Consider the following 21,703-nt stretch of genomic DNA (forward strand, 5'->3'; position numbering starts at 1 on the left):
CGAGCGGGTGCAGGGTCTCGGGACGCGAGCGGGTGCGCTTCATTCCGATACGCAGGCGGGGTCCAGGTAGGGCCGGTAGCGTGCAGCACGGACGGCCCCCGCCAGACACGAGGCCTTCCCACGTCCGCGCACCGCGCACCGCACGATCACCGCGATCCCCCGACCTGAGGACACGATGACTCCCGGCACCCTCGTCCCCACCGCCGCCTCCTCCGGATACGACGGCTTCATCGGCTGGGTGCTCAGCCTGATCGAGTCCCTCGGCGAGATCGGCGTCGGGATCGCCGTGCTGATCGAGACGTTCGTGCCGCCCATCCCGTCCGAGGCGATCCTGCCCGCCGCCGGGTTCCTGGCCTACGACGGCCGGATGAACGCGTGGGGCGCCTGGGCCGCGGCCACCATCGGCGGGCTCGTCGGCGCCTGGCTCTGGTATGCGATCGGCGCCGCCGTCGGCCGCGACCGCACACGCCGCCTCGTCGGACGGATCCCGCTGCTCGACCACGACGACTTCGACAAGGCCGAGGAGTTCTTCGCCCGCTGGGGCGGCCGCGCCGTCCTGCTGGGACGCTGCGTGCCGCTCGTGCGGTCGTTCATCTCGATCCCGGCGGGCATCGAGCGGATGCGACTGTGGCTGTTCACGCTGTACACGGTGATCGGATCCGCCGTGTGGAACGGCATCTGGGTCGGCCTCGGGTATGCGTTCGGTCCGGCCATCCGCCCCGTCCTGGAGCAGTGGAGCGGCGTGCTCTCGGACATCGCCGTCGGGGCGATCGTCCTGCTGCTGGTCGTGTTCATCGTGCTGCGCGTCCGCCGACGACTGCGCGAAGCCGCCGCGCGCCGCGAACAGGAGGAGGGCTCCGCCTGAGCCCTCCTGCTCCAGACACGTCCGACGGGTACGGGGCCCCCGGACGGGGTCTCCACCTCAGCGCGCCCGTGTGGAGCGCGCCCTGGCCACCGCATCCGAAGGGATGACCAGCGTCGGTCTCGTCGCGTGGTGCAGCACGTTCGCCGACGTGCTCCCGAGCACCGTCGCCGCGACGCCGCGCAGACCGCGCGAGCCCAGCACGATCAGGTCGATGTCGCGCGCCTCGGCCGCGGCGATGATCGCCTCGGACGCGGGGACGAGCGTGGACGACACGAGCGGCTCCGCGCGCAGGCCCTGCGCCTCCGCGAGTTCTGCGCCTTCGGCCGCGATCCGCTCTGAGGCGTCGAGCATCGCGGCGTCCAGGCCGTCGAGCGCCTCCAGCGCCGGGTGACCCTGGAGGTGGGCCGCGAAGCCCTCCATCGGCTGTCTGGCGTAAAAGACCACGGTGACGGCCTGCGGGAACAGCGCGGCGGCGGCCTCGACCGCGGTCCGGGCATTGGGAGATCCGTCATAGGCGATGAGGAGTCTCGGAGTGGACATGGGGTCCTCCTTCTTTCAGGGCGCGGGTGACGCCGGATCAGAGCGTGCGGGTGGCGATCGTCTCGACCGTGCGGGCGGGGCGCTTCGTGCGGAACAGGATGCCCACCAGCAGGGCGCCGAGCAGCGCGATGCCGCCCGCGGTGAGGAACGCCGCCGAGTATCCGCCGGTGAGGGCTTCCGGATCGCCGAGGTGGCTGGCGCCGAAGCCCGCGGCGACCGCGGAGACCACGGCGAGGCCGACGGCAGAGCCCACCTGATAGCTGGTGTTCACGATGCCCGAGGCGAGGCCGCCCTCCTGGGGCGGAGCGGCGGAGATCGCGACCTGCAGCGAGGGGATGAACGCCAGCGCCTGACCGAACGCGACGACCAGCGAGGGCCCGAGCGCGTCGACCCAGTACGAGCCGTCAGGACGGATGAACGCCATCCAGCCGAGGCCGGCCGCCAGGACCAGCAGGCCGAGCACGATGGGCACCTTCGGCCCGAACGCCGCGATGACCCGCGGCGCCAGCACGATCATGCCGATCATGATCAGCGCGGTCATCGGCAGCAGCGCGGCCCCGGCGGGGAAGGCGCTGAACCCGAGCACCTGCTGCAGGTACAGGTTCAGGAAGAACCACATCGGCACCCACGCCGCCCCCAGCAGGATCTGCGCGAGGTTCGCCGCGCCGAGGTTCGGCGAGCGGAAGATCGACAGGCGCATGAGCGGCTCCCGCTTCACGCGCTGGATGATCACGAACAGCACGAGCAGCACCACGCCCGCGCCGATCGCGATCCAGGTCTCGGCGGCGGCCCATCCGGCGACCTCGGCACGCACGATGCCGTAGACGAGGGCGGCGAGACCGAGGGTGACGGTGAGGGCGCCGATCACGTCGACCGAGCCGGTGGCTCCGAGCTTGCCGCCCGGCAGGGCACGCCACATGACGGCCAGCACGAGCACGGCGATCGGGACGTTCAGGAAGAACACCCAAGGCCAGGAGGCGAACTCGGTGATGACGCCGCCCAGGAAAACGCCGGCGGTTCCTCCCGCCGGGGCGGCGGCGCCGTAGAAGGCCATCGCCTTGGTGAGCTCACGGGGGTTCTGCCCGAACAGCATCATGAGCAGCGTGAGCGCGGCGGGGGCGATCAGTGCGGATCCGGCTCCCTGCAGGACGCGACCGATGAGCTCCGTGGCCACATCGCCCGCGAAGCCGGCGACGAGCGAGCCGACGGCGAGGATCACCCAGCCGGTAGCGAACATGCGCCGCGGACCGAACAGGTCGGACAGCCGCCCGCCCAGCAGCAGCAGACCACCGAGGGCGATGACGTACGCGTTGAAGACCCAGGAGAGGGTGCTCGGCGTGAAGCCGAGGTCCTCCTGCATCCGTGGCAGCGCCACTCCGATGATGGACGCATCCATGATGACCATGAACTGCGCCAGGGCGATGAGGGTCAGACCCCACCACCGCGCAGGGCTTCTCGTTGGCGATGACACGTCGTGCTCCATTCAGATCGAGGAAGAGGGCCCGGGCGGGCTCATCTCGTTCAATACCCTAGGGGGGTATAGTATTCCCAGCAAGCGCGGACCCGTCGAAGATGCGGGCATGCGGATCTACACCCACAACCTCTTCGCGCGTCGAGAGGGATGGGAGCAGCGGCGTGCCCTGCTGCGTGCAGGGATCGCCGAGATGCGGCCCGACGTCGTGCTGTTCCAGGAGGAAGTGCGGCGCGACGGCTACGACCAGACCGCAGACCTGGTCGGCGACGGGTTCCACATCGCCCACTCGTCCGCACGCTCCGCGAGGGAGGGCAGCGGGATCTCGATCGCCAGCCGCTGGCCCATCGTCGCCGTGCGCGAACTCGACCTCACCGCTGGCGGACGCCCCGTGGACGAGTACGAATGGGCGACCCTCATCGCGACGATCCAGGCGCCGGAGCCGCTCGGCCGGATCGTCGTCGCCAACCACTTCCCCGACGCCGCGGTCGACGGTGAAGCGGAGCGGGAACGACAGGCGGTCCTCGCGGCCGAGGCGCTGCGGGCGGACGCCACGCGGCACCCCGTCATCATCGCCGGCGACTTCGACGCGGAACCGGATGCCGGCAGTCTGCGCTTCCTCACCGGCCGCCAGTCACTGGCCGGACAGAGCGTCGCCGCCGTCCGCGCCTGGGACGCCGTGCACCCCGGTCGGCCCTGCGTCACGCTCGACCCCGACAACCCGCTGGTGGCCGCGCATCTCCCCGGATGGCCGTTCCGCGAGATCGACCACATCCTGGTGTGGTGCGGGCCGGGAGGTCTCCCCTCGCTCCAGGTCGACGCCTGCGAGCGGGTCGTGCTCCACGACGGCGACACCTGGGCGAGCGACCACCACGGTCTGCGCGCCGATCTGTCCATGCCCGGCCGCTGAGAGGGACAGAGACCTCACCGCCCGCGTCGCCGAGCGGGAGGTCCGCCGCGGGCGCCGGCTCAGCGGTGCGCGTCGTTCACATCCACCACGCCCGGCAGCGGGGTCCCTCCGAGCTGATCCTTCAGCAGATCGACGCCGGCCTGCGGATGCGCGAGCTCGGCGAGATCGGCGCGCTGTTCGCGCGTCGCCGCCGTGTCCAGGCCCATCGCCTCCTCGCGATCGCCCTCCAGCGACGGGTCGCACTCGCCGTCCCGGTTGAACGACCACATGAGCAGGGGCTCGCCCAGCGGCAGCGTGTGCCCGCCGCCGATGTCGTGCCGCCCCGTGTGCCAGGCGTGCCACGTCTTGCCGTAGCTGTTGAGCAGGCGTTTCATGAGGGCCTTCTCGGCCGCGGCCGGCAGGCCGGGCGCGACCAGAGAGCCGGACAGCACCTCGTAGTTGTGCGGGTGCCAGTACGCCTTCTCGTCGTCGGGGAGCGTCGCGAACAGCGCCTCGGAGATGATGTACTCCACCCCGATCAGGTTCGCCTCGGCCGTGTTCCCGTCGAACAGCACCGCCTGGATGAAGTCGTCATTGACCACCTGGCAGTAGTGGTGCGCCTCCATCTGCATCGACGGATCGTCCTTCGCCGGATGGAAGCCCGACACGTACACGTCGAACTTCTTCAGCGGCGCGGCGCTCTGCAGCACCGCGGCGCCGTGTTCCAGGGCCGACAGCCACAGGCCCTTGCGGTCTCCCTCGGGGCTGAGCGGACTGGGGCGGTTCTGACCGGGCATGGGGTTCCTCCTCGACGGGCGACTCCGGGGTGAACACCCCAGTGTGCGCGTCGCGGAGCCGCCGAGCAGGATCCTTGCGCCCACCCGGCCGGACGGGTACGGTCCGCGACCGCGCCCCGCCCGAGCGAGAGCCTGCCGAGCGGCCCGCGCGCGGCACCGGCGCCACGCCTTCCCGCAGCCTCAGCCGCCCAGGTCGGCCAGGAGATCGGCGAAGTGGTCGAGGTCGGCAGCCGACCAGTTGCGCAGGCGATCGCCGATGCGGCCCTCGTAGCGGGACCGTGCGACCGCCACCCGCTCCTGCGCCAGCGGGGTCGCCACGAGCACCCTCGCACGGCGGTCTTCCGGGTCGGGGATGCTCTCCACGAGGCCCAGCTGCTCCAGCTGCTTCACCTGACGACTCACGGCCGACTTGTCGGTCTGCAGGCGCTCGATGAGCGCTCCGGCCGAGGTGGCCCTGCCGGTGAGGATCGACGTGAGCACCTGATACCCGAGCGGCTGCAGGTCGGGGTGCACGGTGACGGCGGCCTCGCGCCAGCCCACCCGGATCCGCGCGAACAGTCGCCCCAGTTCGTGCTCCACCCGGGTGATCGCGTGGTCGAGGTCGTCGATCCCGCCGTCGCCCGCGGGGACGGAGGCCTCGGTGCCGGCGGGTTCGTCGGACGGGGCGCTCATGACGCCAGTGTACGGCGAAGCCCCGCGGCCTCTGCGGCGGCGGGGCTTCGCTGTGACGGGTTCAGACCTCCGACAGCAGCCGGAAGACCTTCGACGCGGCCTCGATCTCGGCCGGGGTGAGTTCGTCCACCACGGCGCGCAGGCGGGTGCCGTACTCGCGGCGGACGTCCGCCAGCGCGCGGCACGCGGCCGGGGTCGCGGTCAGCACGCGCAGCCGGCCGTCGTGCTCGTCCGGGTGGGACTCGAGCAGCTCCAGCTCCTCCAGCATCCGCACCTGGCGGCTGACCGCGGACTTGTCAAGCTCGAACCGCTCGGCCAGCTCGTGCGCGTTCGCCGATCCTGCCCGCTCGATGAAGGTGAGCAGCTTGTAGCCGCCGACCTGCAGCTCGGGGTGGACCCGGGCGGCCGACTCCTTCCAGAGCGAGCGGGTGCGCGCGAAGATCAGGTTCAGGTGCGCCTGAAGGTCGCCCAGGGCGGTGTCGACGTCCGTCGCACCGACCGCGTCCGCGGCGATCATCTCAGCGCTCCTGCTTCCGATCGTCGCGCTCCAGCACGCCCACCGAGCCGGTGGTGGCGGCGGGCTCAGCCTGCCCGGTGCGGATCGTGCCGGTCGCGAGGGACGCGCCGACCTCGGCCTCGGAGACCTCGATCACCGACTCCTCCGCCTGCTCGCGCAGCTGCTCCGCCGCGTTCTTGGTGGACAGCGGCTTGTTGCGGATGAACGCGATCGCGATGATCGAGATCACGGCGAGCGGGATGGCGAGGATGAACGCGTCGGCGATGCCGTGGCCGTAGGCGCTCTCCACGATCACGCGGATCGTGTCGGGCAGCTCGCCGACCTTCGGCACGTCCCCCGAGGCCAGGCGCTCCAGGGCGCTGATCTCGTCCGGCGTGGTGGGCGTGAAGCCCTTCAGCCCGTCCTTCATGAAGTCGGCGACGCTCGTGGAGAGCAGCGACCCCATGATGGTCACGCCGATCGTGCCGGCGATGGTGCGGAAGAAGTTCACGTTGGACGAGGCCGCCCCGAGCTCCCGCGGGTCGGTGTCGTTCTGCACGATCAGCGTGAGGTTCTGCATCACCATGCCGAGGCCGGCGCCGAGCACGAACATGTAGACCGCGACGAGTGCGAACGGGGTGTCGTAGCGCAGGGTCGCCATCAGGCTCACGCCGACCGTCGCGAGCACGGAGCCCGTGAGCATCCAGCCCTTCCACTTGCCGAAGCGGCTGACGAGCTGGCCGATGATGATCGAGGCGCCCATCTGGCCGATGATCATCGGGATGGTCATCAGACCGGACTCGGTGGGCGTGGCGCCGCGCGCGAGCTGGAAGTACTGGGCGAGGAACACCGAGGTGGCGAACATGGAGACGCCGATCGCGATCGACGCGACGACGGAGAGCGTGAACGTGCGGTTGCGGAACAGCGACATCGGCACGATCGGCTCCTTCACGAAGAACTCGACCGTGATGAAGCCGGCGATCGCGACGGCGGCGATGACCGCCAGCATGATGCTGGTGCCGGAGTTCCACTCGAACTGGCTGCCGCCCATCGAGACCCAGATGAGCAGCGTCGAGACGCCGACCGCGAGCAGCACGATGCCGAAGTAGTCGATGGAGACCTTGGCGCGCTGCGGCTTGGGCAGGTGCAGCGTGAACTGCAGCAGCACGAGGGCGACGATCGCGAACGGGACGCCGACGAAGAAGTTGGCACGCCAGCCCCACGCGTCGGTGATGACGCCGCCGAGCAGCGGGCCGCCGATCGTGCCCAGAGCCATGATGCCGCCGACGACGCCCATGTACTTGCCGCGTTCGCGCGGCGAGATGATGAGGGCGACCGCGATCATCACGAGCGACATCAGGCCACCCACGCCGATGCCCTGGACGACGCGCACCGCGATGAGCATGTTGGTGTCGGTCGAGAAGCCGGCGATCACGGTGCCGACCGTGAAGAGGATGAGCGAGATCTGGATGAGGACCTTGCGGTCGACGAGGTCGGCCAGCTTGCCCCAGATCGGGGTGGACACGGCGGTGGCGAGGAGGCTCGCGGTGATGACCCAGGTGTACTGCGACTGGGTGCCGCCGAGGTCGGCGATGATGACGGGCATCGAGGTCGAGACGACCGTGCCGGAGAGCACGGCGACGAACATGCCGACGATGAGGCCGGAGATCGCGGTGAAGACCTCGCGTGCCGAGCGCACGCTGTCAGGTGCGGATGAGGTGTGTGTCACGGGGAATGCTCCTGCATAGAAAGTTGATCGAGATCAACCATACGCCGATAGTTGCGAAACCGCAACTATCGGCCGGAGCCGGTCCGCGACAGCCGCAGAACGCGGATCAGCCGCAGAACGCGGAGAGCGAGTCGTGCAGCTGCTCCACCGCCTCCACCGTCTCCGGGGCCTGGAGGTCGGTCATGCCCCCGAGCTGATCCGCCGCTCCGGAGATCACGTCGCCCAGTTGCCCGTCCGCGTCGGCGGCCACACCGTCGAGCGTCGCCACCAGGTCGTCGCGGGCGGCGTCCACCTGCTCAGCCGAGGCGCCACCCTGGTCGAGCAGGGTCTGATACTGCGCATACGCCTCGTCGATCGCCGTGCAGGTGCCCTCCACATCCACCCCGAGCGCGTCGCCCGCCGCCTGGGTGACCTGCGCGCAGCCCGCGAGCAGAACGGCGGAGAGCAGCAGGGGAACCACGAGGATGCGACGCATGCCCTGAGGCTAGTCGCGCGACCTGGGGCGGCGCTGATCGCGACGGCGCGTCATCCGCCCGAAGGGTTCTCCAGCGGCTTGCCCTCGTCGTCGGTGGTCTCGCGCTCCAGCACCTCGTCGGTGGTGTCGCCGCTGTCGTCCGGCGCCCCGCCCGAGGCCGTGTCCGCCTCCTCGTCCGGCCCTGGCGTGCCCTGGGTGTTCTGCGGATCGCTCATGCGTGCCCTCCTCTGTCGGTGCTCCGACCGTAGGCGCACGGCTTCGCACAGCCGAGGGGGTTGACCGGCCGCGTCACCGCACTCACACTGCGCACGAGGGCGCCCTCAGGCCTCCGCCCACAGCCGCTCGATCGGCACGGTCGCGCCGAGGATGCGCTCCGCCGCGCGGTGACCGGAGAGCAGTGCGGCGGGCACCGTCGCGGGGTCGTCCGTCCACGTCGCCTCCCCGGCCAGATGCAGCACGCCGCCCACGGGTGTCGCGAGGTCGTCGTGGTCGGCGGTCGTCGACCCCAGGGCCATGTACGCGTACGAGCCGTGCGCGAAGGGGTCGTCCTGCCAGGCCGTGCGCTGCACCCCGACCGGCTCGGGGACGTCGTCTCCATACAGGCGCCGCAGCTGCGCCATGACAGAGGCCACGACGCTCTCGTCGTCCCAGTCCCTGATCGCCACGGCCGCCGGGCCCGCGGCGAAGGTGAGCAGCTCCGGCCGGTCGTGCAGCGCGGACAGGTCGTACCAGGAATGCCACCACCGGCTCTCGGGCCCCTGCTGCCGGATGGCGTACACGCCGTCCTCCCAGAACCGCGCGGGGAAGCGCAGGAAGATCTTCTCGAAGGTGTTCATACGCAGTCTGCCGAGGGCCTCGGCGTTGACGGCGGGCAGCGCGGGCACGATGTCGACCGTGCCCGCCTGCAGCACCCCGACCGGCAGGGTCACCACCGTGGAGTCGGCGGCGAATACCCCCTGCCGCGTGTGCACGAGCACGCCGTCCGTCCAGTCGATCCGCGTCACGACATGGTCGAGCCGCACGTCGAGCCCCTCCGCCAGCCGGGCCGGCAGCACGTCGTAGCCGTCCGGGAACACGACCTCGTCCCCCTCGATCGCGTCGTCGTCCAGGCCGTGCGCCGCGAGGTCCTCGATCCAGGCGCCGTACTGCTCCTCCGCGCGATGCTCCAGGTACTCGCGCACGCGCTGCGCACGCTCGGGGTCCCACCCCTGTCGCGCCAGCGCCTCCTCCGTGACATCGCGATACGAGGCGGCGGACGCCGAGGCCGCGATCACCTCGGGAAGCACCGCGTCGACCGCGTGCACGTCCGCCGCGAACGACCGCGCGGCGTCGTCGGACAGGCGCGTGCCGTCGGGGGCGAAGGACGCGATGGGGCGGCTGTCGACCTGATACCCGCCCACGGTGAACTCGACCGTGCGCATGCCGAACGCCCTGGCGGCCGCGGCCACCGGGCTGCCGTCGATGCCGTGGATCCACGAGGCGCCGAGGTCGGTGGCACCGTCGCGGCGGTCGGTGTGCACACGCCCGCCCACGCGGTCCCGCGCCTCGAGGACCACGACCGTGCGGCCCGCGTCCTGCAGCAGCCGGGCGGCCGAGAGACCCGCGACTCCCGCCCCCACCACGATCGTGTCGACGCGCTCCATGACGATCTCCTCGCGACCTCGCTATCGGATTGGTCCCGACGATAGCCGACGCCGCCCGCTCGGCAGGGGGAGCTACTCGGCGAGCTGGATCAGACCGAGGAAGTTCCCGTCCGGATCGAGGAACTTGAGGAAGAGCGCGAAGCCGCCGTCGTCGAAGCTCACCACTTCGACGCCCTCGCTCGCGAACCGCTCGGCGACCTCCTGGATGCGAGAGGTCTTGAGGAAGAGGATCGGCTTCGCCTCACCGGCCACCTGGAGCCGCACGGGCTCGTGCCCCGGCGCCTCCCAGAGCATCAGATCGGGACCGTTCTCACCGCGCAGCATCGCGCTCGTGCCGTAGTCCGTCAGCAGGCGGAAGCCGAGCGTGCGCTCGTACCAGCGGACGGACGCCGCGAGGTCGCCGACGGGCAGCTGGATGTGATCGAGTCCGGTGAGTCCGGCGGTCATCTGTTCTCCTTCTCCTGGCGACCGCGGTGGCGGTCGTGGTCCTGCGAGGCTCTCATGAGCGGCCGCCGTGGCGTGGCATCTCCAACACGTCGGCGACGAACGCCTGCGCGCGCTCGCGGAGACCCGCGCGTCTCTCCGCGACGAGTTCCTCCGCTTCGGGTTCGAGCGGGCTCGTCGGGCGGAGCGCATTCACCCGCGTGTGGCAGTCGAGGTCGGCGCACAGCTGTGTTCCGCGCGAGGACAGGGCGCGCTCGGACGACTCGCCCGTCGCCGTGAACAGCACGACCTGATCGAACCGCCGCGGGATCCGGCACAGCGTGCACATGACCGCCCGCGACGGCACCGCCGCCACGCGGGAGTGCCGGAGCAGGATCCCCTCGAGTGCCCCGTCGCGCTCGACGAAGAGGTAGCCCCGCTGCGGAGCCCGGGGGTCGCGCCAGCCCAGATAGTCGAGCTGCGGCCAGTCGGGGACCATCCCCTTCGGGAGCTGCATCGTGCGCCGCTCGCGATCGCTCGCGTTGCGCAGCGCGGTCCGCAGCTCGGCGACGGTCCACGTCCTCATCCCGCTCCCCCTAAATTTGTACGTGTGTACAGATTAGCATCGAGAAGTCCGTCGCGAACCTAGAATGAGTGGCCATGGCCTACCTGCCCCGAGAGCAGCGTCGCGCGGCGATCGTCGACGCGGCGGCGTCCGTCGCCCTCCGCTCCGGCCTCGCGAGCGTCACGGCGCGGACCGTCGCGGACGCGCTCGGCGGATCCCCCGGACTCATCCATCAGCACTTCCGCAGCATGACCGAGCTGCAGATCGAGGCGTGGCAGGCCTCCGTGGCCGCACAGCTCGACGACTTCGCCGCCAGCACGCGGGAAGGCGCCGACGCGCTGACCGATTTCTTCGGCCACCATCTCGACCCCGCCGGCGTCGCAGCGCTCGGCCTCTGGGCCGACGCCTGGGCGCACGCCCTGCGCACCCCCGCATTCGCCGACGCGTTCGCCGAGACCGTGGAGTCCGCGATCCGTGCACTCCAGGCGGCCGATCCACGGATCAGCGCCGTGGAAGCCCGGCGTGCGCTGCTGCTCGCCCTCGCGCTCGCCGGAATGTCCCGGATCGCTCCTGACCGCTATCCGCCCTCGACGGTCGCGGCCCTCGCGGGCATCCCGTCCCCGGGCGACACGCAGGGCGACGCCACCGCGGATCGGTCCAGCACACCCCCGCCACGATGACAAGGCCCTGTGCGGCACGGCATCTCGCGCGCACCGTGGAGGCATGAGCCACCACCCTGACGACATCGCCCAGCCGCTCGACCACCTCCCACCGCAGGAGGAGAGGGACAAGGCCGTGGAGATCGAGGAGCCGAGCTACCCGACCTCGGAGCCGCCGAGCGGACCCGCGCACGCCTCGCCCGACACGGCCGCCGAACCAGGCAAGCCGAACCGCCACGGCGTCGACAAGCTGCCGCCCACCTCGCGCTGACGCGTCTCCTGCCCTCAGCCGATCCCGGGGACGCCGCGGGGCGCGGCCTCGTCGGCGCCACGGTCGTCTGTGCCCTCGTCCTCCGTGCGCACGCCGATTCCCCGGCTCGCGCCGCGGGCCACGAACACGCCCAGCACCGTGACCCCGGCGAATACGAGCATCAGCAGCCGGGCCGCGCCGGCCGTGTCCGGAAGGGCGAGGTTCACGAGCACGCCGGCCATCGCCGCGCTGAAGGCGCTCGCGATGATGAACACGGTGTTCACGGCCGCCGCCGCCTTGGCACCCTCCTCCTCGTCCCTCGTGCTGCCGAGCGCCGCCACGGTCAGATGCGGGAACCCGAGGCCGATGCCCGCGCCCGCGATGAAGAGCGTGACAAACCAGAACACCACTACGAGCACCGACGGCCCGGCATGCTGGAGCAGCCCGTAGGCGGCGAGCCCGAGGGCCACGACGAGGGGCCCAGTCACGATCAGCGTGCGGCGGGAGGGGATGCCCGTGGCATTGGCGGTGAAGACCTGCGTGAGCGACCAGCCGAGCGAGAGGGCCGCGCCCAGAAGGCCCGCGACGAACGGCGCGAGCCCACCGACCTGCTGCCCGAACAGGGGGATGAACGCCTCGGTCCCGATCGCGAACGCCAGCACCGCGACCGTGAGGTAGACCCAGCCGAGCGACGATCCGTGGGCGAACGTGACCCGCGGCAGGATGCCGCGACGGCCGTGCTTCTCATGACGGAGGAACCAGAGGCCGAGCGCCGCGCCCACCACCAGGGCGACCGCGGTTCCGAGGCCGGCGGGGACCACGCTCGCGATCCCGACGGCCGCGACACCACCCGCGAGCAGAACCAGAGACGCCCACGGCACGGACTCGCGCGAACGCGTGCGAGTGGTCTGCGGCAGGGCCCGCACCACGACGATGCCGATCAGGGCCGACACGACGGCCAGGCCGACGAACGTCACCCGCCACGCGTCGAGCTGCGCGAAGATGCCGCCGACCACGGGGCCGACGATGTTGCCGACACCCCACATCGCCGAGACCAGGGCGGCGCCGCGTGCCCACAGCCGCTCGGGCAGTGCCCGCTGGATCAACGCATAGCCGAGCCCGGCGAGCAGTCCGCCGCCGAGTCCCTGCACCGCGCGACCGGCGAGCAGCGCGGACATCCAGGGGCTCGCCGCGCACAGCGCCGAGCCGAGGGCGAAGAGTCCGAGCGCCAGCAGGTAGGCCCGGACGGCGCCCTGCTGCGTGAGGATGCGGCTCACGAGCATCGAGCTGACCACGGAGGCCAGCAGGAAGGTCATCATGGTCCAGGCGTAGAACGCCGCACCGCCGATATCAGCGACGATCGTGGGCAGCAGGCTCGTGGTCAGGTAGACGTTGCTCGCCTCCAGCAGCACGCCACCGGCGAGCACCGCCGCGACGGGGGCGTAACGGCTGCCCAGGAGTTCTCGCCAGCTGCCGCCGGCCGGGATCGAGGTCGAGGGTGAGGACATGCGCGTTCCTTCGCGTCGGCGGAGAAGGGCTCCGCGGCGCCGGTTCTCGGCGGCCGTCCGTCACGCTATGACCTCAAGCTCGCTTGAGGTCAAGACAGCAATTTGTGACGTTGACCTCAAGCTCACTTGATGTCATAGCCTCGACGGGTGCGAGGGTCGCACCCCGGAGAGGCGGGCGGCGGATGGCGAATGAGACCGAGATCGACTGGGTGACCGTGCCCGCCGGGGTCCTCCTGCGCGGGACTCCCGCCGCACAGCTCGATGCGGTCGCGCAGGCCTACGCCGACACCGGCGTGCCCCGCGCGTGGTTCGCGAAGGAGCTGCCGCGCACGGCGGTCGAGCTGGCGTCGTTCCGCATCAGCAGGACGCCGGTGACCGTGGCGCAGTGGACGCCGTTCGCGCGCGACACCCGCCGCCCGGTGCCGCGCGATCCCGCCGACCACCCCGTCAGCGGCGTCTCCTGGCACGACGCCACCGCGTACGCCGCCTGGCTCGCCACGCGCACGGGCCTCGCCGTGCGACTGCCGACCGAGGACGAGTGGGAGCGGGCGGCCCGCGGCGACGACGACCGCGAGTTCCCGTGGGGGAACGACTACCGCCCCGGCCTCGCGAACCTCGTCGACGCGGGAGTGGGCACGACCACGCCCGTCGGATCCTTCCCCGAAGGCGCGAGCCCCTACGGCGTGCTCGACCTCGCCGGCAACGTCGACGAGTGGACGTCCACCCCGTACGCGCCCTACGCCGGCGCGCCGCCCGAGGTGCCCGCGCGCGAGGACTGGGCGTTCGACACGCACATCACCCGCGGCGGCTGCTTCCGGCACGACCGCGACCTGGCCCGCTGCGCGCGCCGACACGGCGCCTACGAGGCCGACCTCCGCGCGATCGGCACGGGCGTCCGCCTCGCGCTGAGCACCCCCTAGGTTGGACGGACGGGGCGACTCGCGACACCACCGTCGTCGAAGATGGAACCGCTTCGGCCCGAGGAGCGGATACCTGTTGTGACCAACGACAACGACATCATCCGCGACTCCCTCGCGTCGGCGGACCGTTTCGCCGAGATCTTCGAGCGACATATCGCCGCCGTCACCGCCTATGTCGCGCGGCGTGTCGGCCCGACAGCCAGCGACGACATCGTGAGCGAGACCTTCCTCGCCGCGTTCCGCCGCCGCAAGCGCTACGACCTCACCAGGGACTCGGCACTGCCGTGGCTGCTGGGCATCGCGACGAAGGTCCTCTCGCAGCATCGCCGCGAGCAGGCCGCCCACTGGCGCACGCTGCAGTCGGCGTTCGCGCAGGGAGAGCCCGACACCGTCGACGACCTCGACCGCTCGGTCTCCCGCCTGGACGCGACCTCCGCGGTGGAGGACCTCTTCCCCCGGATCGCCGCCCTGTCCGGCAGAGACCGCGAGGTGCTGTTCCTGCACGCCTGGGGCGACCTCACGTATCAGGAGATCGCCGCGGCGCTCGGCATCCCCATCGGCACGGTGCGCTCCCGGCTGAGCCGCATCCGCGCCAAGCTCACCGCCCCTCCCCCGGCAGCACCGGTACGCACGATGCACGCCCCCCGCTCAGCCACCACACACATCCGCTACACCGAGACGGAGACCGCACATGGACGTCTTTGACCAGGTCCGAGAACTCAGGCCCACCTACTCCCCCTCCGCCCAGGCCCCGCGCCGCGCGCTGCACCGCGAGATCGCCCGTTCCCAGCGCTCCCGCCCCCTCCGCCGCATCGCCGTCGTGTCGCTCGGCGGGGCCGCGGTGGCCGCCGCCGTCGTGACAGCCGTCGCCGTATCCCCTCCCGGGGTCGTCAGCCAGCCGCAGGCGGCCTCGGCCTCCGTGTACCTGACGGAGACGGCCGCCTCGATCCGCGCCGCGGCGAGCGCCGCTCCCGCCCAGCTCACCGTCGTGGACCGCCGTCTCCAGTTCGTGGGCGGCCCGAACACCGTGTTCCTCCCGTTCGGCGACATCCGCGCGGGAGCGACGGGTGCCGTGATGACCGAGTCCGCCATGACCCTCGGCGAGGGCAGCGACGGCACGACCGGCATCGTCTCCTGGACCGAGTTCCATTCCCTCGAGGTGTATGGCGATGAGACCGCCGTGGCCGACGCGTGGAACAGCTACTACGGCGATACCGACATCGGGCCGCTCGGCACCGCCCCCGAGATCGGGCCGCCGTACTCGCCCGAGATCCACAAGGAGACCCTGCCGGTGATGCCCGCCGACTTCCCCGCGGACGCGGAGTCGTTCCTCGCGGCCTGGACGCAAGGCATGGAGGAGCTGCTCGCTGCCGGCATCGCCGAGGGCGCGGAGCTCGTCGAGGGGGATCCCGAGGAGAGCGGTGTGAACGACGGCGTCATCGAGAGGTACGGCGTGCCGGCGGCCGAGCACATGATCTTCACGCTCGCCACCTCGCCGCTCGTGCAGACCGCGTCACCGGAGTACCGTGCCACGTTCCTCGAGGCGCTGGCGCTGGCCCCCGGCATCACGGTCGAGGAGGACTCCTCCGCGGTGAAGGTGCTCGCCTACGCGTCGGAGGACACGCGCTACCGGCTGTCGATCGACCCGTCGGCGGGAGCCATCGTCCAGATCGACGAGTTCCTGCTCAAGGTCCCCGGCGCCCTCTGGAGCAACCACACGAAGGACGACCCCCTGGTCGACGTCGGATCCGCCCCCTTCGTGCCGGACGAGATCCCCTCCCGGTCGGTGCTCTTCCGCACGACCCCCGCGGCCTGACACCTCTCACCCGTGCCCCCTCCGCCCCCGGCGGAGGGGGCACGACCGCGTCCCCGACGCCTCCGCATGCCGGAATGCCGCGTCCGATTCCCGCCGGAATCGTGGCCGGCGAGCTGCTGGGCTGAAGGCATGCGCCCCCGATCCCCCCGCACCCCGCTCCCCTCCGCGTTCACGCGGCTGTCGTGGTCGAGCGTCCTCACCCAGTTCGCCGAGCAGGTCGCACTGGTCGCCGTGCCGCTCGCGGCCGTGCTGCTGCTGAATGCGGACGCGGCAGGGACCGCCCTGCTCCAGGTGGCGCAGACCCTCCCGTTCCTCGTGCTCGCCATCCCGTTCGGTCTGCTCGTCGACCGTTCGTCGCCACGACGATTCCTCCTCCTCTCCGAGGCGCTGCGCGCGAGCACCCTCGTCGCCGTCGTCGCGCTCCTCGCTGTCGACGCGCTGCGCTTCGAGGCACTGCTGGCTCTCGGCTTCGCGGGCGCCGTGGGCACCATGGGCATCAGCGTGGCCGTTCCCGCCGCCGTGCTGCGGACCGTGCCGCGCGAGCGTCTGGTCGACGCGAACAGATGGCTGGAGCTGGGGCGCAGCGCCGCCTTCATCGCCGGGCCCGCCGTGGCGGGTGCCATCGTCGCCCTGGGCGGCGCGGAGACCGCGTTCGTCCTCGCGACCATCGGGTGCGTCGCCGCGCTGGCGGTGCTCGCACGCACCGACATCCCCGCCCGCGTGGTCGCCCCGCGCACGGCCGCCTGGCGCGGGATCGGCGAGGGTCTGCGCTTCGCGTTCTCCCACGCGCTGCTGCGACCGATGATCGTGACCTCGTTCGTGTTCAACGTGGGGTGGTTCCTGCTGCAGTCGGTGTTCGTGGTCTACGCGCTCGACCGCCTCGGCATGACGCCCACCACGGTCGGCTTCGCGATGGCCGTGTACGGCGGGGGCATGGTCATCGGGGCCTTGCTCGCCCCGGCGTTGGCGGGACGGCTCCCGCTCGGCGCCATGACGATGCTGGGACCCGTCGGCGGCTTCGCTGCGGCGCTGCTGATGACCGTGACTCTGTGGGTGCCTTCGCCCGCGTTCGCCTTCGGCGCGTACCTGCTGTTCGGCCTCGGGCCGGTGCTGTGGGCCATCGGCACGACGTCCCTGCGTCAGGCCGTGACTCCGGTGGCGATGATCGGACGTGTGTCGTCGGTGCTGGTGGTCGCGACGTACGGCGCCCGCCCCGTCGGCGCCGGCATCGGGGCGGCGGTGGCCGCCGGGGTCGGGGTCGAGGCGTGCGTCCTGCTGTGCGCCGTGGTCTTCGCCGCGCAGCTCGGCTACGTGCTGCTGTCGGCGCTCCGCCGCGTCCGGGAGATCCCCGCCGCTCCTCCGGAGAACATCGTCGGCCCCGCGCGGCCCGTGCGCAGCGGCGGCGCGGACAGGCTCGGCCCGGCCCGCAATGAGGGTGGCCTCTGACAGCATGGGGCGCATGACCTCATTCGCGCCGCAGCAGTCGTCCTGGAAGGGCCGCACGATCTCGTGGGAGTGCCTCGGCGACGGCCCGCCGCTGGTGTTCCTGCACGGCACGCCGTGGTCGTCCGCGCTGTGGCGTCCGATCGCGGAGGCCCTGTCCGCGCGATTCACCGTCTACCTGTGGGACATGCCCGGGTACGGCGCCTCGTCGAAGCGGGCGGAGGACGCGGTCGACCTCGGCGTGCAGGGCGAGCTGTTCGCGCACCTGCTCCAGGAGTGGGGGCTCGAGCGCCCACACGTCGTGGCACACGACTTCGGCGGCGCGGTCGCCCTGCGCGCCCGGCTGCTGCACGGTGCGCGGTATGCGTCGCTGTGCCTCGTCGACGTGGTCGCGCTGTCGCCGTGGGGCTCACCGTTCTTCACCCTCGTCGCGCAGCACGCGGAGGTGTTCGCCCAGCTGCCGGCGGCCGTGCACCGTGGTGCCGTCGAGGCGTACATCCGCGGCGCCGCGCATCGGCCGCTCAGCGATGCGGACCTGGAGATGCTCGTGACCCCGTGGCTCGGCGAGGGCGGTCAGTCGGCGTTCTACCGGCAGATCGCGCAGGCCGACGAGCGCTACACCGACGAGGTCGCCCCGCTGTACCCGACGCTGGACGAGCCGGTGCACATCGTGTGGGGCGCCGAGGACACCTGGATCCCGGTCGACCGCGCGCACCGCCTGCACGCGGTGATCCCGCACTCCACGCTCACCGTGCTCCCCGACGCCGGACACCTCATCCCGCTCGACGCCCCTGCGGCGCTGAGCGCGGAGCTCACGCGGTGGACCGAGCAGCAGCGCGCCGCGGTCGAGGCGGACTGAGCCGGCGATCGACGCGGGCTCAGCCGCGAAGCACACGGACGCACCGAGCCCTGGGGTGACGGGGACCGGACACGGGCCCACCCGCGAAGCACGCGGACGCACCCGGCGCTCCGAGTGACGGCGGCCGGACGAGGCTCGCCCGGCCGCCGTCCGGCTCAGCCCACGCGGGGTGACAGCACGCGGGCGTCGTCGCCGGTCAGCTCCACGACCCCGCGGTCGTCCACCAGCACGATGCGCTCCGCACCCGCCGTGTTCAGGGCCTGCACGGCGCCCTCGGCGGAGCCCACGCGCGCCCAGGTGCCGTCGGCCGCGGTCGACCAGATGGCCCCGTCCACTCCCGCGCCCACGAGGCTGCCGTCCTCCCGCGCCGCGACGCTGTACAGCACAGGAGCGTCCGCCACCGGGGCGAAGGTCTTCCCGCCGTCGGTGCTGCGCTGCAGGCCCGCCTCGGTGGCGGCATGGATGCCGTCGTCCGTCACCGCGAGGTCGACAGCCCCGGTCGCGGTCGAGCTCTCCCAGTTCTCGCCGCCGTCGGTGCTGATCCGCAGCTCCGGACCGCTGGAGCCGATGCCGTACAGCGTGCCGTCGGGACCGGCGGTGAGCACGTGGAAGTCCTCGACCCCGGTGAAGGCCATCGGCACCCAGGTCTCTCCCCCGTCGTCGCTCCGGATGATGCCGAGGTTGCCCTCGCCCAACTCGGCGGGGGTCTCGGGGCCCGGGTGTCCGGAGGCGAACAGCACGTCTCCGGCGACGGTGAAGCCCATCGCGTCGAAGTCATAGTCGCCGCGCGGGCCGGACACCTCGCCGGACTCCGACACCTCGAAGACGCCGTTGTGGGTGGCGAGCAGCAGGTCGTCCCCGCGCGGATCGGGAGCGATGCCGTGCACGTGCTCGATGACGGGCTGCGTGGGGGTGTCCGGCGACGCCTCGGCCGTGCAGCCGGTCAGGACGAGGGCGGTCGCGGCGAGAGCGGTGGCCGCGGCGAGGATCGGGCGCCGGGTGCGGCGGCTTCGGCGGGACGCGGGCGGTCGCGCGGAGCCCGCGGTTCGCGCGGCTCCGGTCGTTCCGGCGGTTCCGGTCGTTCCGGCGGTTCCGGTGGTTCCGGGGGCGCGGGTGGGCAGGGTCGTTCGATGGATACGCATGGGTTCTCTCTGTGTCTGTCGAAGGGTCGCTGAACGCGTCCGTCACGGGGACGGTGCGAGCCGGTCGAGCCGGCGGCGACCGATCAGGTCCGACTGATCGAGAGCAGGGCGAGCCCCGGAGCGCGCGGTCGGGGGCGCTCGACGGGGAGGATCGTGCGTGCCGCGAGATGCAGCAGCCCGGGGGCGGCCGTGCGCCAGGATCCGGGCAGCACGAGCAGCAGCAGTCCCGCGAGGAGCGCGAGCACGCACGCCGCCATCGCATGCACGTGCACGTCAGGGTTCTCCGCTTCCGCACACGCCGGCCCGCATCCCGTGGGCGAGGCGTCGGCCTGGACGAGCGGCTCCGCGGTCGGCGCGGACGATGCCGCCGGCGCGTGCAGGGCCCCCGCGGCGGGAGCACTCGCGGGCGCCTGGACGGCGAAGGTATGCATCCCCAGCAGCCCCGCGACGAGCGCGAGCACCAGCACGAACAGTCCTCGCAGCAGCCGCGGGCGGCGGGTCCCCCGACCGCGCCGCGTGCGGACCGCGGTGCGAGATCGGAGTCTGTCTTCCACCGCCGCCCACGCTAGCATCCGCTCCGGAGCCCGCCCGAAGATCTCATCTATTCTTGAGGTCTACGAGGAGATCGAGCCATGGAACCCGAGGATCTGCTCCCGATCGGGGAGGTCACGCGGCGCACGGGCGTCGCGGCGTCCGCTCTGCACTTCTACGAGCAGCTCGGGTTGATCGCCTCGACCAGGACTCCGGGAAACCAGCGCCGCTACCGCCGCCACATGCTGCGTCGCATCTCGCTCGTGGTCGTCGCGAAGCGCATCGGCATCCCGCTCAGCGAGGTGCAGGACCTCTTCCGCACGCTGCCTCTGGACGACCCGCCCTCGCACGCCGACTGGCGCCGCGTGGCGAAGCTGTGGCGGGCGCAGCTCGAAGAGCGCCGCACGCAGCTGGAGCATCTGCAGCGCGAACTCACCGGCTGCATCGGCTGCGGCTGCCTGTCCCTCAAGGCCTGCCGGCTGCTGAACCCGGAAGACGCCCTCGGCGAGGACGGCCCCGGCCCTCGCCGCATCTGAGCAGGATCCGCGGAGCGTCCCGGTCGGAGTCCCCGCGCACGGGAGAATGGACATCATGTCCGCGCGCTCCCGTCAACGACTGCTCACGTCCGTCCGCCGGCTGCTGCACACCGACCCCTCCGCGGTCGCGCACACCGAGGCCATGCCCGTCATCGACGAACGCACCGTGCCGCGCGTGCTCGACCTCGCCACCCGCATCGGCGAGTCGATGTTCGCGGTCGGGGCCTCAGCGCACGAGGTGACGCTCGCGATCGTCCGCGTGTGCGATGCGTACGGTCTCCGCGGCGTGCAGGTCGACGTCACCTACAACTCGATCACCGTGTCGTTCCACCTCAGCGGGGAGGTGTGGCCGGAGACCCTCGTGCGCGTGGTGCGCGTCACCGCCCCCGACCACACCAAGCTGCAGCGTGTGCAGGCCCTGGTGGCCGACATCGACGACGGTCTCGACCTGGAGGCCGCGCGCACCGCGTTCCGCGGGATCCGCCGCACGCCGTTCCGGTACCAGCAGCCCGTGGTGATCGTGGCGCGTGCACTGCTCGCGGTCGGGGTCAGCATCATGCTCGGCGCGTCCCCGCTCATCGTCGGGCTCACGTTCGTCGCCGCCCTGGCCGCGGCGCTCACCCAGGCCGGGCTCGCGCGCCTGCGGGTGCCGCTGTTCTTCAGCCAGATCGCGGGCGGGTTCGTCACGACCGTGGTCGCCGTCGCGGTGTCGGCCCTCGGCAGCGCGGGGATCGAGCCGTTCGTGGGGATCCGTCCGTCCATCATCGTCGCGTCCGGCATCGTGCTGATGCTCGCGGGGCTGACGGTGGTGGGGGCAGCGCAGGACGCGATCGACGGCTTCGCGCTCACGGCCGGCGGCCGCATCCTCGACCTGACCATGCAGACCCTCGGTGTGGTGATCGGCATCCTCGTGGGGCTGGAGCTCGGCGGCGTGCTGGGCTTCACGATGGACCTGCCCGACGACCCCGCGCCGTTCGGGCCGCTCGTCAACCAGTTCGCCGGAGCGATCATCGTCGCGGTCGCCGTGGCCGTGTTCAACGGCGCGGGGCTGCGGATCATCCTGGTCAGCGGGATGCTCAGCGCCGTGACCATCGCCGGCTATGCGGCGGCGCTCTCCGTGCAGCTGCATCCGGCGGCGGCGAGCGCCGTGGGCGCCCTGCTCGCCAGCGTCATCGGCATGCTGATCGCGCGGAACCTGCACGTGCCGTCGGTCGCGGTCACCACGGCGGCGATCGTGCCGCTGGTTCCCGGTGTCGCGGTGTTCCAGGGCCTGCTGGAGATGGTGCACGCCGCGGGGACCTCGGTGGGGATGCTCGCGGTGGGCGGCTCGCTCGTCGATGCGGCCGTGATCGGCATCGCCCTGGCGTCCGGGGCGTCACTCGGGCTTTACCTCGGCACGCCGATGCGTGCGACTCTGGCCAGCGTCGCGAAGACCCGCGCCCGTGCGCGACGGTGAGGCGGAGGGGGCGGCCCC

Annotated in this window: 25 protein-coding genes; 11 read left to right on the plus strand and 14 right to left on the minus strand. The window is 71.9% G+C overall.

Annotated elements, in window-relative coordinates:
- Nucleotides 1–175: 175 nt before the first annotated feature.
- Complete coding sequence (locus tag M3C17_RS13045; RefSeq protein WP_259978247.1) at nucleotides 176–865, plus strand: DedA family protein; 690 nt, start codon at nucleotides 176–178, stop codon at nucleotides 863–865.
- A gap of 57 nt (nucleotides 866–922) precedes the next feature.
- Here M3C17_RS13045 and M3C17_RS13050 read toward each other — a convergent pair whose 3' ends face one another.
- Complete coding sequence (locus M3C17_RS13050) at nucleotides 923–1,405, minus strand: universal stress protein (protein WP_259978248.1); 483 nt, start codon at nucleotides 1,403–1,405, stop codon at nucleotides 923–925.
- Nucleotides 1,406–1,442: 37 nt separating this feature from the next.
- Nucleotides 1,443–2,876 carry an MFS transporter gene (locus M3C17_RS13055; protein WP_259978249.1) on the minus strand — a complete coding sequence of 478 codons (1,434 nt, stop codon included), beginning with the start codon at nucleotides 2,874–2,876 and terminating at the stop codon, nucleotides 1,443–1,445.
- Between M3C17_RS13055 and M3C17_RS13060 the strand changes: the two genes are divergently transcribed.
- The gene (locus tag M3C17_RS13060) at nucleotides 2,827–3,786 is read left to right on the plus strand and encodes an endonuclease/exonuclease/phosphatase family protein (protein WP_396820190.1); all 960 of its coding nucleotides are present in this window, start codon (nucleotides 2,827–2,829) and stop codon (nucleotides 3,784–3,786) included. The genes M3C17_RS13055 and M3C17_RS13060 overlap by 50 nt on opposite strands.
- A 59-nt stretch (nucleotides 3,787–3,845) precedes the next feature.
- Here the strand turns inward: M3C17_RS13060 and M3C17_RS13065 are convergent, their stop codons facing one another.
- From M3C17_RS13065 to M3C17_RS13105, 9 genes are all read right to left on the minus strand, one after another.
- On the minus strand, nucleotides 3,846–4,562 hold the full coding sequence (locus tag M3C17_RS13065) for an OBAP family protein (RefSeq protein WP_259978252.1): 717 nt from the start codon (nucleotides 4,560–4,562) through the stop codon (nucleotides 3,846–3,848).
- Between the two features lie 180 nt (nucleotides 4,563–4,742).
- Nucleotides 4,743–5,234, minus strand: coding sequence for a MarR family winged helix-turn-helix transcriptional regulator (locus M3C17_RS13070; RefSeq protein WP_259978253.1), 492 nt, complete (start codon nucleotides 5,232–5,234; stop codon nucleotides 4,743–4,745).
- A gap of 61 nt (nucleotides 5,235–5,295) precedes the next feature.
- Nucleotides 5,296–5,751, minus strand: coding sequence for a MarR family winged helix-turn-helix transcriptional regulator (locus M3C17_RS13075; protein ID WP_259978254.1), 456 nt, complete (start codon nucleotides 5,749–5,751; stop codon nucleotides 5,296–5,298).
- Between the two features lies 1 nt (nucleotide 5,752).
- Entirely contained in the window at nucleotides 5,753–7,459 is a 1,707-nt protein-coding gene (locus tag M3C17_RS13080) for an MDR family MFS transporter (RefSeq protein WP_259978255.1), read from the minus strand.
- Between the two features lie 106 nt (nucleotides 7,460–7,565).
- Nucleotides 7,566–7,934, minus strand: coding sequence for a hypothetical protein (locus tag M3C17_RS13085; protein ID WP_259978256.1), 369 nt, complete (start codon nucleotides 7,932–7,934; stop codon nucleotides 7,566–7,568).
- A 50-nt stretch (nucleotides 7,935–7,984) separates the two neighbouring features.
- Nucleotides 7,985–8,149 (minus strand): hypothetical protein, encoded by a 165-nt coding sequence (locus M3C17_RS13090; RefSeq protein WP_259978257.1) that lies wholly within the window; start codon nucleotides 8,147–8,149, stop codon nucleotides 7,985–7,987.
- 105 nt (nucleotides 8,150–8,254) lie between these two features.
- On the minus strand, nucleotides 8,255–9,577 hold the full coding sequence (locus M3C17_RS13095; protein ID WP_259978258.1) for an NAD(P)/FAD-dependent oxidoreductase: 1,323 nt from the start codon (nucleotides 9,575–9,577) through the stop codon (nucleotides 8,255–8,257).
- Between the two features lie 72 nt (nucleotides 9,578–9,649).
- Nucleotides 9,650–10,024, minus strand: a complete 375-nt coding sequence (locus tag M3C17_RS13100; RefSeq protein WP_259978259.1) for a VOC family protein — start codon at nucleotides 10,022–10,024, stop codon at nucleotides 9,650–9,652.
- Between the two features lie 52 nt (nucleotides 10,025–10,076).
- Nucleotides 10,077–10,586, minus strand: coding sequence for an FBP domain-containing protein (locus tag M3C17_RS13105; protein WP_259978260.1), 510 nt, complete (start codon nucleotides 10,584–10,586; stop codon nucleotides 10,077–10,079).
- Between the two features lie 74 nt (nucleotides 10,587–10,660).
- On the opposite strand from M3C17_RS13105, the gene M3C17_RS13110 reads away from it, so the two are divergent.
- Nucleotides 10,661–11,245 (plus strand): TetR/AcrR family transcriptional regulator, encoded by a 585-nt coding sequence (locus tag M3C17_RS13110; RefSeq protein ID WP_259978262.1) that lies wholly within the window; start codon nucleotides 10,661–10,663, stop codon nucleotides 11,243–11,245.
- Between the two features lie 43 nt (nucleotides 11,246–11,288).
- A complete protein-coding gene (locus M3C17_RS13115; RefSeq protein WP_259978263.1) occupies nucleotides 11,289–11,495 on the plus strand; it encodes a hypothetical protein in 207 nt (68 codons plus the stop codon).
- Between the two features lie 14 nt (nucleotides 11,496–11,509).
- On the opposite strand, the gene M3C17_RS13120 is transcribed toward M3C17_RS13115, so the two are convergent.
- On the minus strand, nucleotides 11,510–12,982 hold the full coding sequence (locus M3C17_RS13120) for an MFS transporter (protein WP_259978264.1): 1,473 nt from the start codon (nucleotides 12,980–12,982) through the stop codon (nucleotides 11,510–11,512).
- 182 nt (nucleotides 12,983–13,164) lie between these two features.
- Here M3C17_RS13120 and M3C17_RS13125 point away from each other — a divergent pair, with 182 nt between their 5' ends.
- The 5 genes from M3C17_RS13125 (at nucleotide 13,165) to M3C17_RS13145 (ending at nucleotide 18,020) form a co-directional block, all read left to right on the plus strand.
- The gene (locus M3C17_RS13125) at nucleotides 13,165–13,902 is read left to right on the plus strand and encodes a formylglycine-generating enzyme family protein (RefSeq protein WP_259978265.1); all 738 of its coding nucleotides are present in this window, start codon (nucleotides 13,165–13,167) and stop codon (nucleotides 13,900–13,902) included.
- Nucleotides 13,903–13,980: 78 nt separating this feature from the next.
- Nucleotides 13,981–14,607, plus strand: a complete 627-nt coding sequence (locus M3C17_RS13130; protein ID WP_259978267.1) for an RNA polymerase sigma factor — start codon at nucleotides 13,981–13,983, stop codon at nucleotides 14,605–14,607.
- Nucleotides 14,594–15,718, plus strand: a complete 1,125-nt coding sequence (locus M3C17_RS13135; protein ID WP_259978268.1) for a hypothetical protein — start codon at nucleotides 14,594–14,596, stop codon at nucleotides 15,716–15,718. The genes M3C17_RS13130 and M3C17_RS13135 overlap by 14 nt, the downstream gene beginning before the upstream one ends.
- A gap of 129 nt (nucleotides 15,719–15,847) precedes the next feature.
- Nucleotides 15,848–17,164: an MFS transporter gene (locus M3C17_RS13140; RefSeq protein WP_259978269.1), complete on the plus strand. Its 1,317-nt coding sequence runs from the start codon at nucleotides 15,848–15,850 to the stop codon at nucleotides 17,162–17,164.
- A gap of 13 nt (nucleotides 17,165–17,177) precedes the next feature.
- A complete protein-coding gene (locus M3C17_RS13145; RefSeq protein WP_259978270.1) occupies nucleotides 17,178–18,020 on the plus strand; it encodes an alpha/beta fold hydrolase in 843 nt (280 codons plus the stop codon).
- 155 nt (nucleotides 18,021–18,175) lie between these two features.
- Here the strand turns inward: M3C17_RS13145 and M3C17_RS13150 are convergent, their stop codons facing one another.
- Together M3C17_RS13150 and M3C17_RS13155 are read right to left on the minus strand one after the other, a co-directional pair.
- On the minus strand, nucleotides 18,176–19,162 hold the full coding sequence (locus M3C17_RS13150; RefSeq protein ID WP_259978271.1) for a F510_1955 family glycosylhydrolase: 987 nt from the start codon (nucleotides 19,160–19,162) through the stop codon (nucleotides 18,176–18,178).
- Between the two features lie 83 nt (nucleotides 19,163–19,245).
- Nucleotides 19,246–19,716, minus strand: coding sequence for a DUF6153 family protein (locus M3C17_RS13155; protein ID WP_259978273.1), 471 nt, complete (start codon nucleotides 19,714–19,716; stop codon nucleotides 19,246–19,248).
- Between the two features lie 78 nt (nucleotides 19,717–19,794).
- On the opposite strand from M3C17_RS13155, the gene soxR reads away from it, so the two are divergent.
- Nucleotides 19,795–20,229, plus strand: coding sequence for a redox-sensitive transcriptional activator SoxR (soxR, locus tag M3C17_RS13160; RefSeq protein WP_259978274.1), 435 nt, complete (start codon nucleotides 19,795–19,797; stop codon nucleotides 20,227–20,229).
- A gap of 55 nt (nucleotides 20,230–20,284) precedes the next feature.
- On the plus strand, nucleotides 20,285–21,685 hold the full coding sequence (locus M3C17_RS13165) for a threonine/serine exporter ThrE family protein (RefSeq protein ID WP_259978275.1): 1,401 nt from the start codon (nucleotides 20,285–20,287) through the stop codon (nucleotides 21,683–21,685).
- Nucleotides 21,686–21,703: the final 18 nt, after the last annotated feature.

The sequence above is a fragment of the Microbacterium sp. p3-SID336 genome (assembly GCF_025143365.1).
Taxonomy (GTDB): domain Bacteria; phylum Actinomycetota; class Actinomycetes; order Actinomycetales; family Microbacteriaceae; genus Microbacterium.

Coding starts and splice junctions, on each gene's coding strand:
- M3C17_RS13045 (WP_259978247.1), top strand. CDS start 176: ATGACTCCCGGCACCCTCGTCCCCACCGCCGCCTCCTCCGGATACGAC.
- M3C17_RS13050 (WP_259978248.1), bottom strand. CDS start 1,405: ATGTCCACTCCGAGACTCCTCATCGCCTATGACGGATCTCCCAATGCC.
- M3C17_RS13060 (WP_396820190.1), top strand. CDS start 2,827: ATGAGGGTCAGACCCCACCACCGCGCAGGGCTTCTCGTTGGCGATGAC.
- M3C17_RS13065 (WP_259978252.1), bottom strand. CDS start 4,562: ATGCCCGGTCAGAACCGCCCCAGTCCGCTCAGCCCCGAGGGAGACCGC.
- M3C17_RS13070 (WP_259978253.1), bottom strand. CDS start 5,234: ATGAGCGCCCCGTCCGACGAACCCGCCGGCACCGAGGCCTCCGTCCCC.
- M3C17_RS13075 (WP_259978254.1), bottom strand. CDS start 5,751: ATGATCGCCGCGGACGCGGTCGGTGCGACGGACGTCGACACCGCCCTG.
- M3C17_RS13085 (WP_259978256.1), bottom strand. CDS start 7,934: ATGCGTCGCATCCTCGTGGTTCCCCTGCTGCTCTCCGCCGTTCTGCTC.
- M3C17_RS13090 (WP_259978257.1), bottom strand. CDS start 8,149: ATGAGCGATCCGCAGAACACCCAGGGCACGCCAGGGCCGGACGAGGAG.
- M3C17_RS13095 (WP_259978258.1), bottom strand. CDS start 9,577: ATGGAGCGCGTCGACACGATCGTGGTGGGGGCGGGAGTCGCGGGTCTC.
- M3C17_RS13100 (WP_259978259.1), bottom strand. CDS start 10,024: ATGACCGCCGGACTCACCGGACTCGATCACATCCAGCTGCCCGTCGGC.
- M3C17_RS13105 (WP_259978260.1), bottom strand. CDS start 10,586: ATGAGGACGTGGACCGTCGCCGAGCTGCGGACCGCGCTGCGCAACGCG.
- M3C17_RS13110 (WP_259978262.1), top strand. CDS start 10,661: ATGGCCTACCTGCCCCGAGAGCAGCGTCGCGCGGCGATCGTCGACGCG.
- M3C17_RS13115 (WP_259978263.1), top strand. CDS start 11,289: ATGAGCCACCACCCTGACGACATCGCCCAGCCGCTCGACCACCTCCCA.
- M3C17_RS13120 (WP_259978264.1), bottom strand. CDS start 12,982: ATGTCCTCACCCTCGACCTCGATCCCGGCCGGCGGCAGCTGGCGAGAA.
- M3C17_RS13125 (WP_259978265.1), top strand. CDS start 13,165: ATGGCGAATGAGACCGAGATCGACTGGGTGACCGTGCCCGCCGGGGTC.
- M3C17_RS13135 (WP_259978268.1), top strand. CDS start 14,594: ATGGACGTCTTTGACCAGGTCCGAGAACTCAGGCCCACCTACTCCCCC.
- M3C17_RS13140 (WP_259978269.1), top strand. CDS start 15,848: ATGCGCCCCCGATCCCCCCGCACCCCGCTCCCCTCCGCGTTCACGCGG.
- M3C17_RS13145 (WP_259978270.1), top strand. CDS start 17,178: ATGACCTCATTCGCGCCGCAGCAGTCGTCCTGGAAGGGCCGCACGATC.
- M3C17_RS13150 (WP_259978271.1), bottom strand. CDS start 19,162: ATGCGTATCCATCGAACGACCCTGCCCACCCGCGCCCCCGGAACCACC.
- soxR (WP_259978274.1), top strand. CDS start 19,795: ATGGAACCCGAGGATCTGCTCCCGATCGGGGAGGTCACGCGGCGCACG.
- M3C17_RS13165 (WP_259978275.1), top strand. CDS start 20,285: ATGTCCGCGCGCTCCCGTCAACGACTGCTCACGTCCGTCCGCCGGCTG.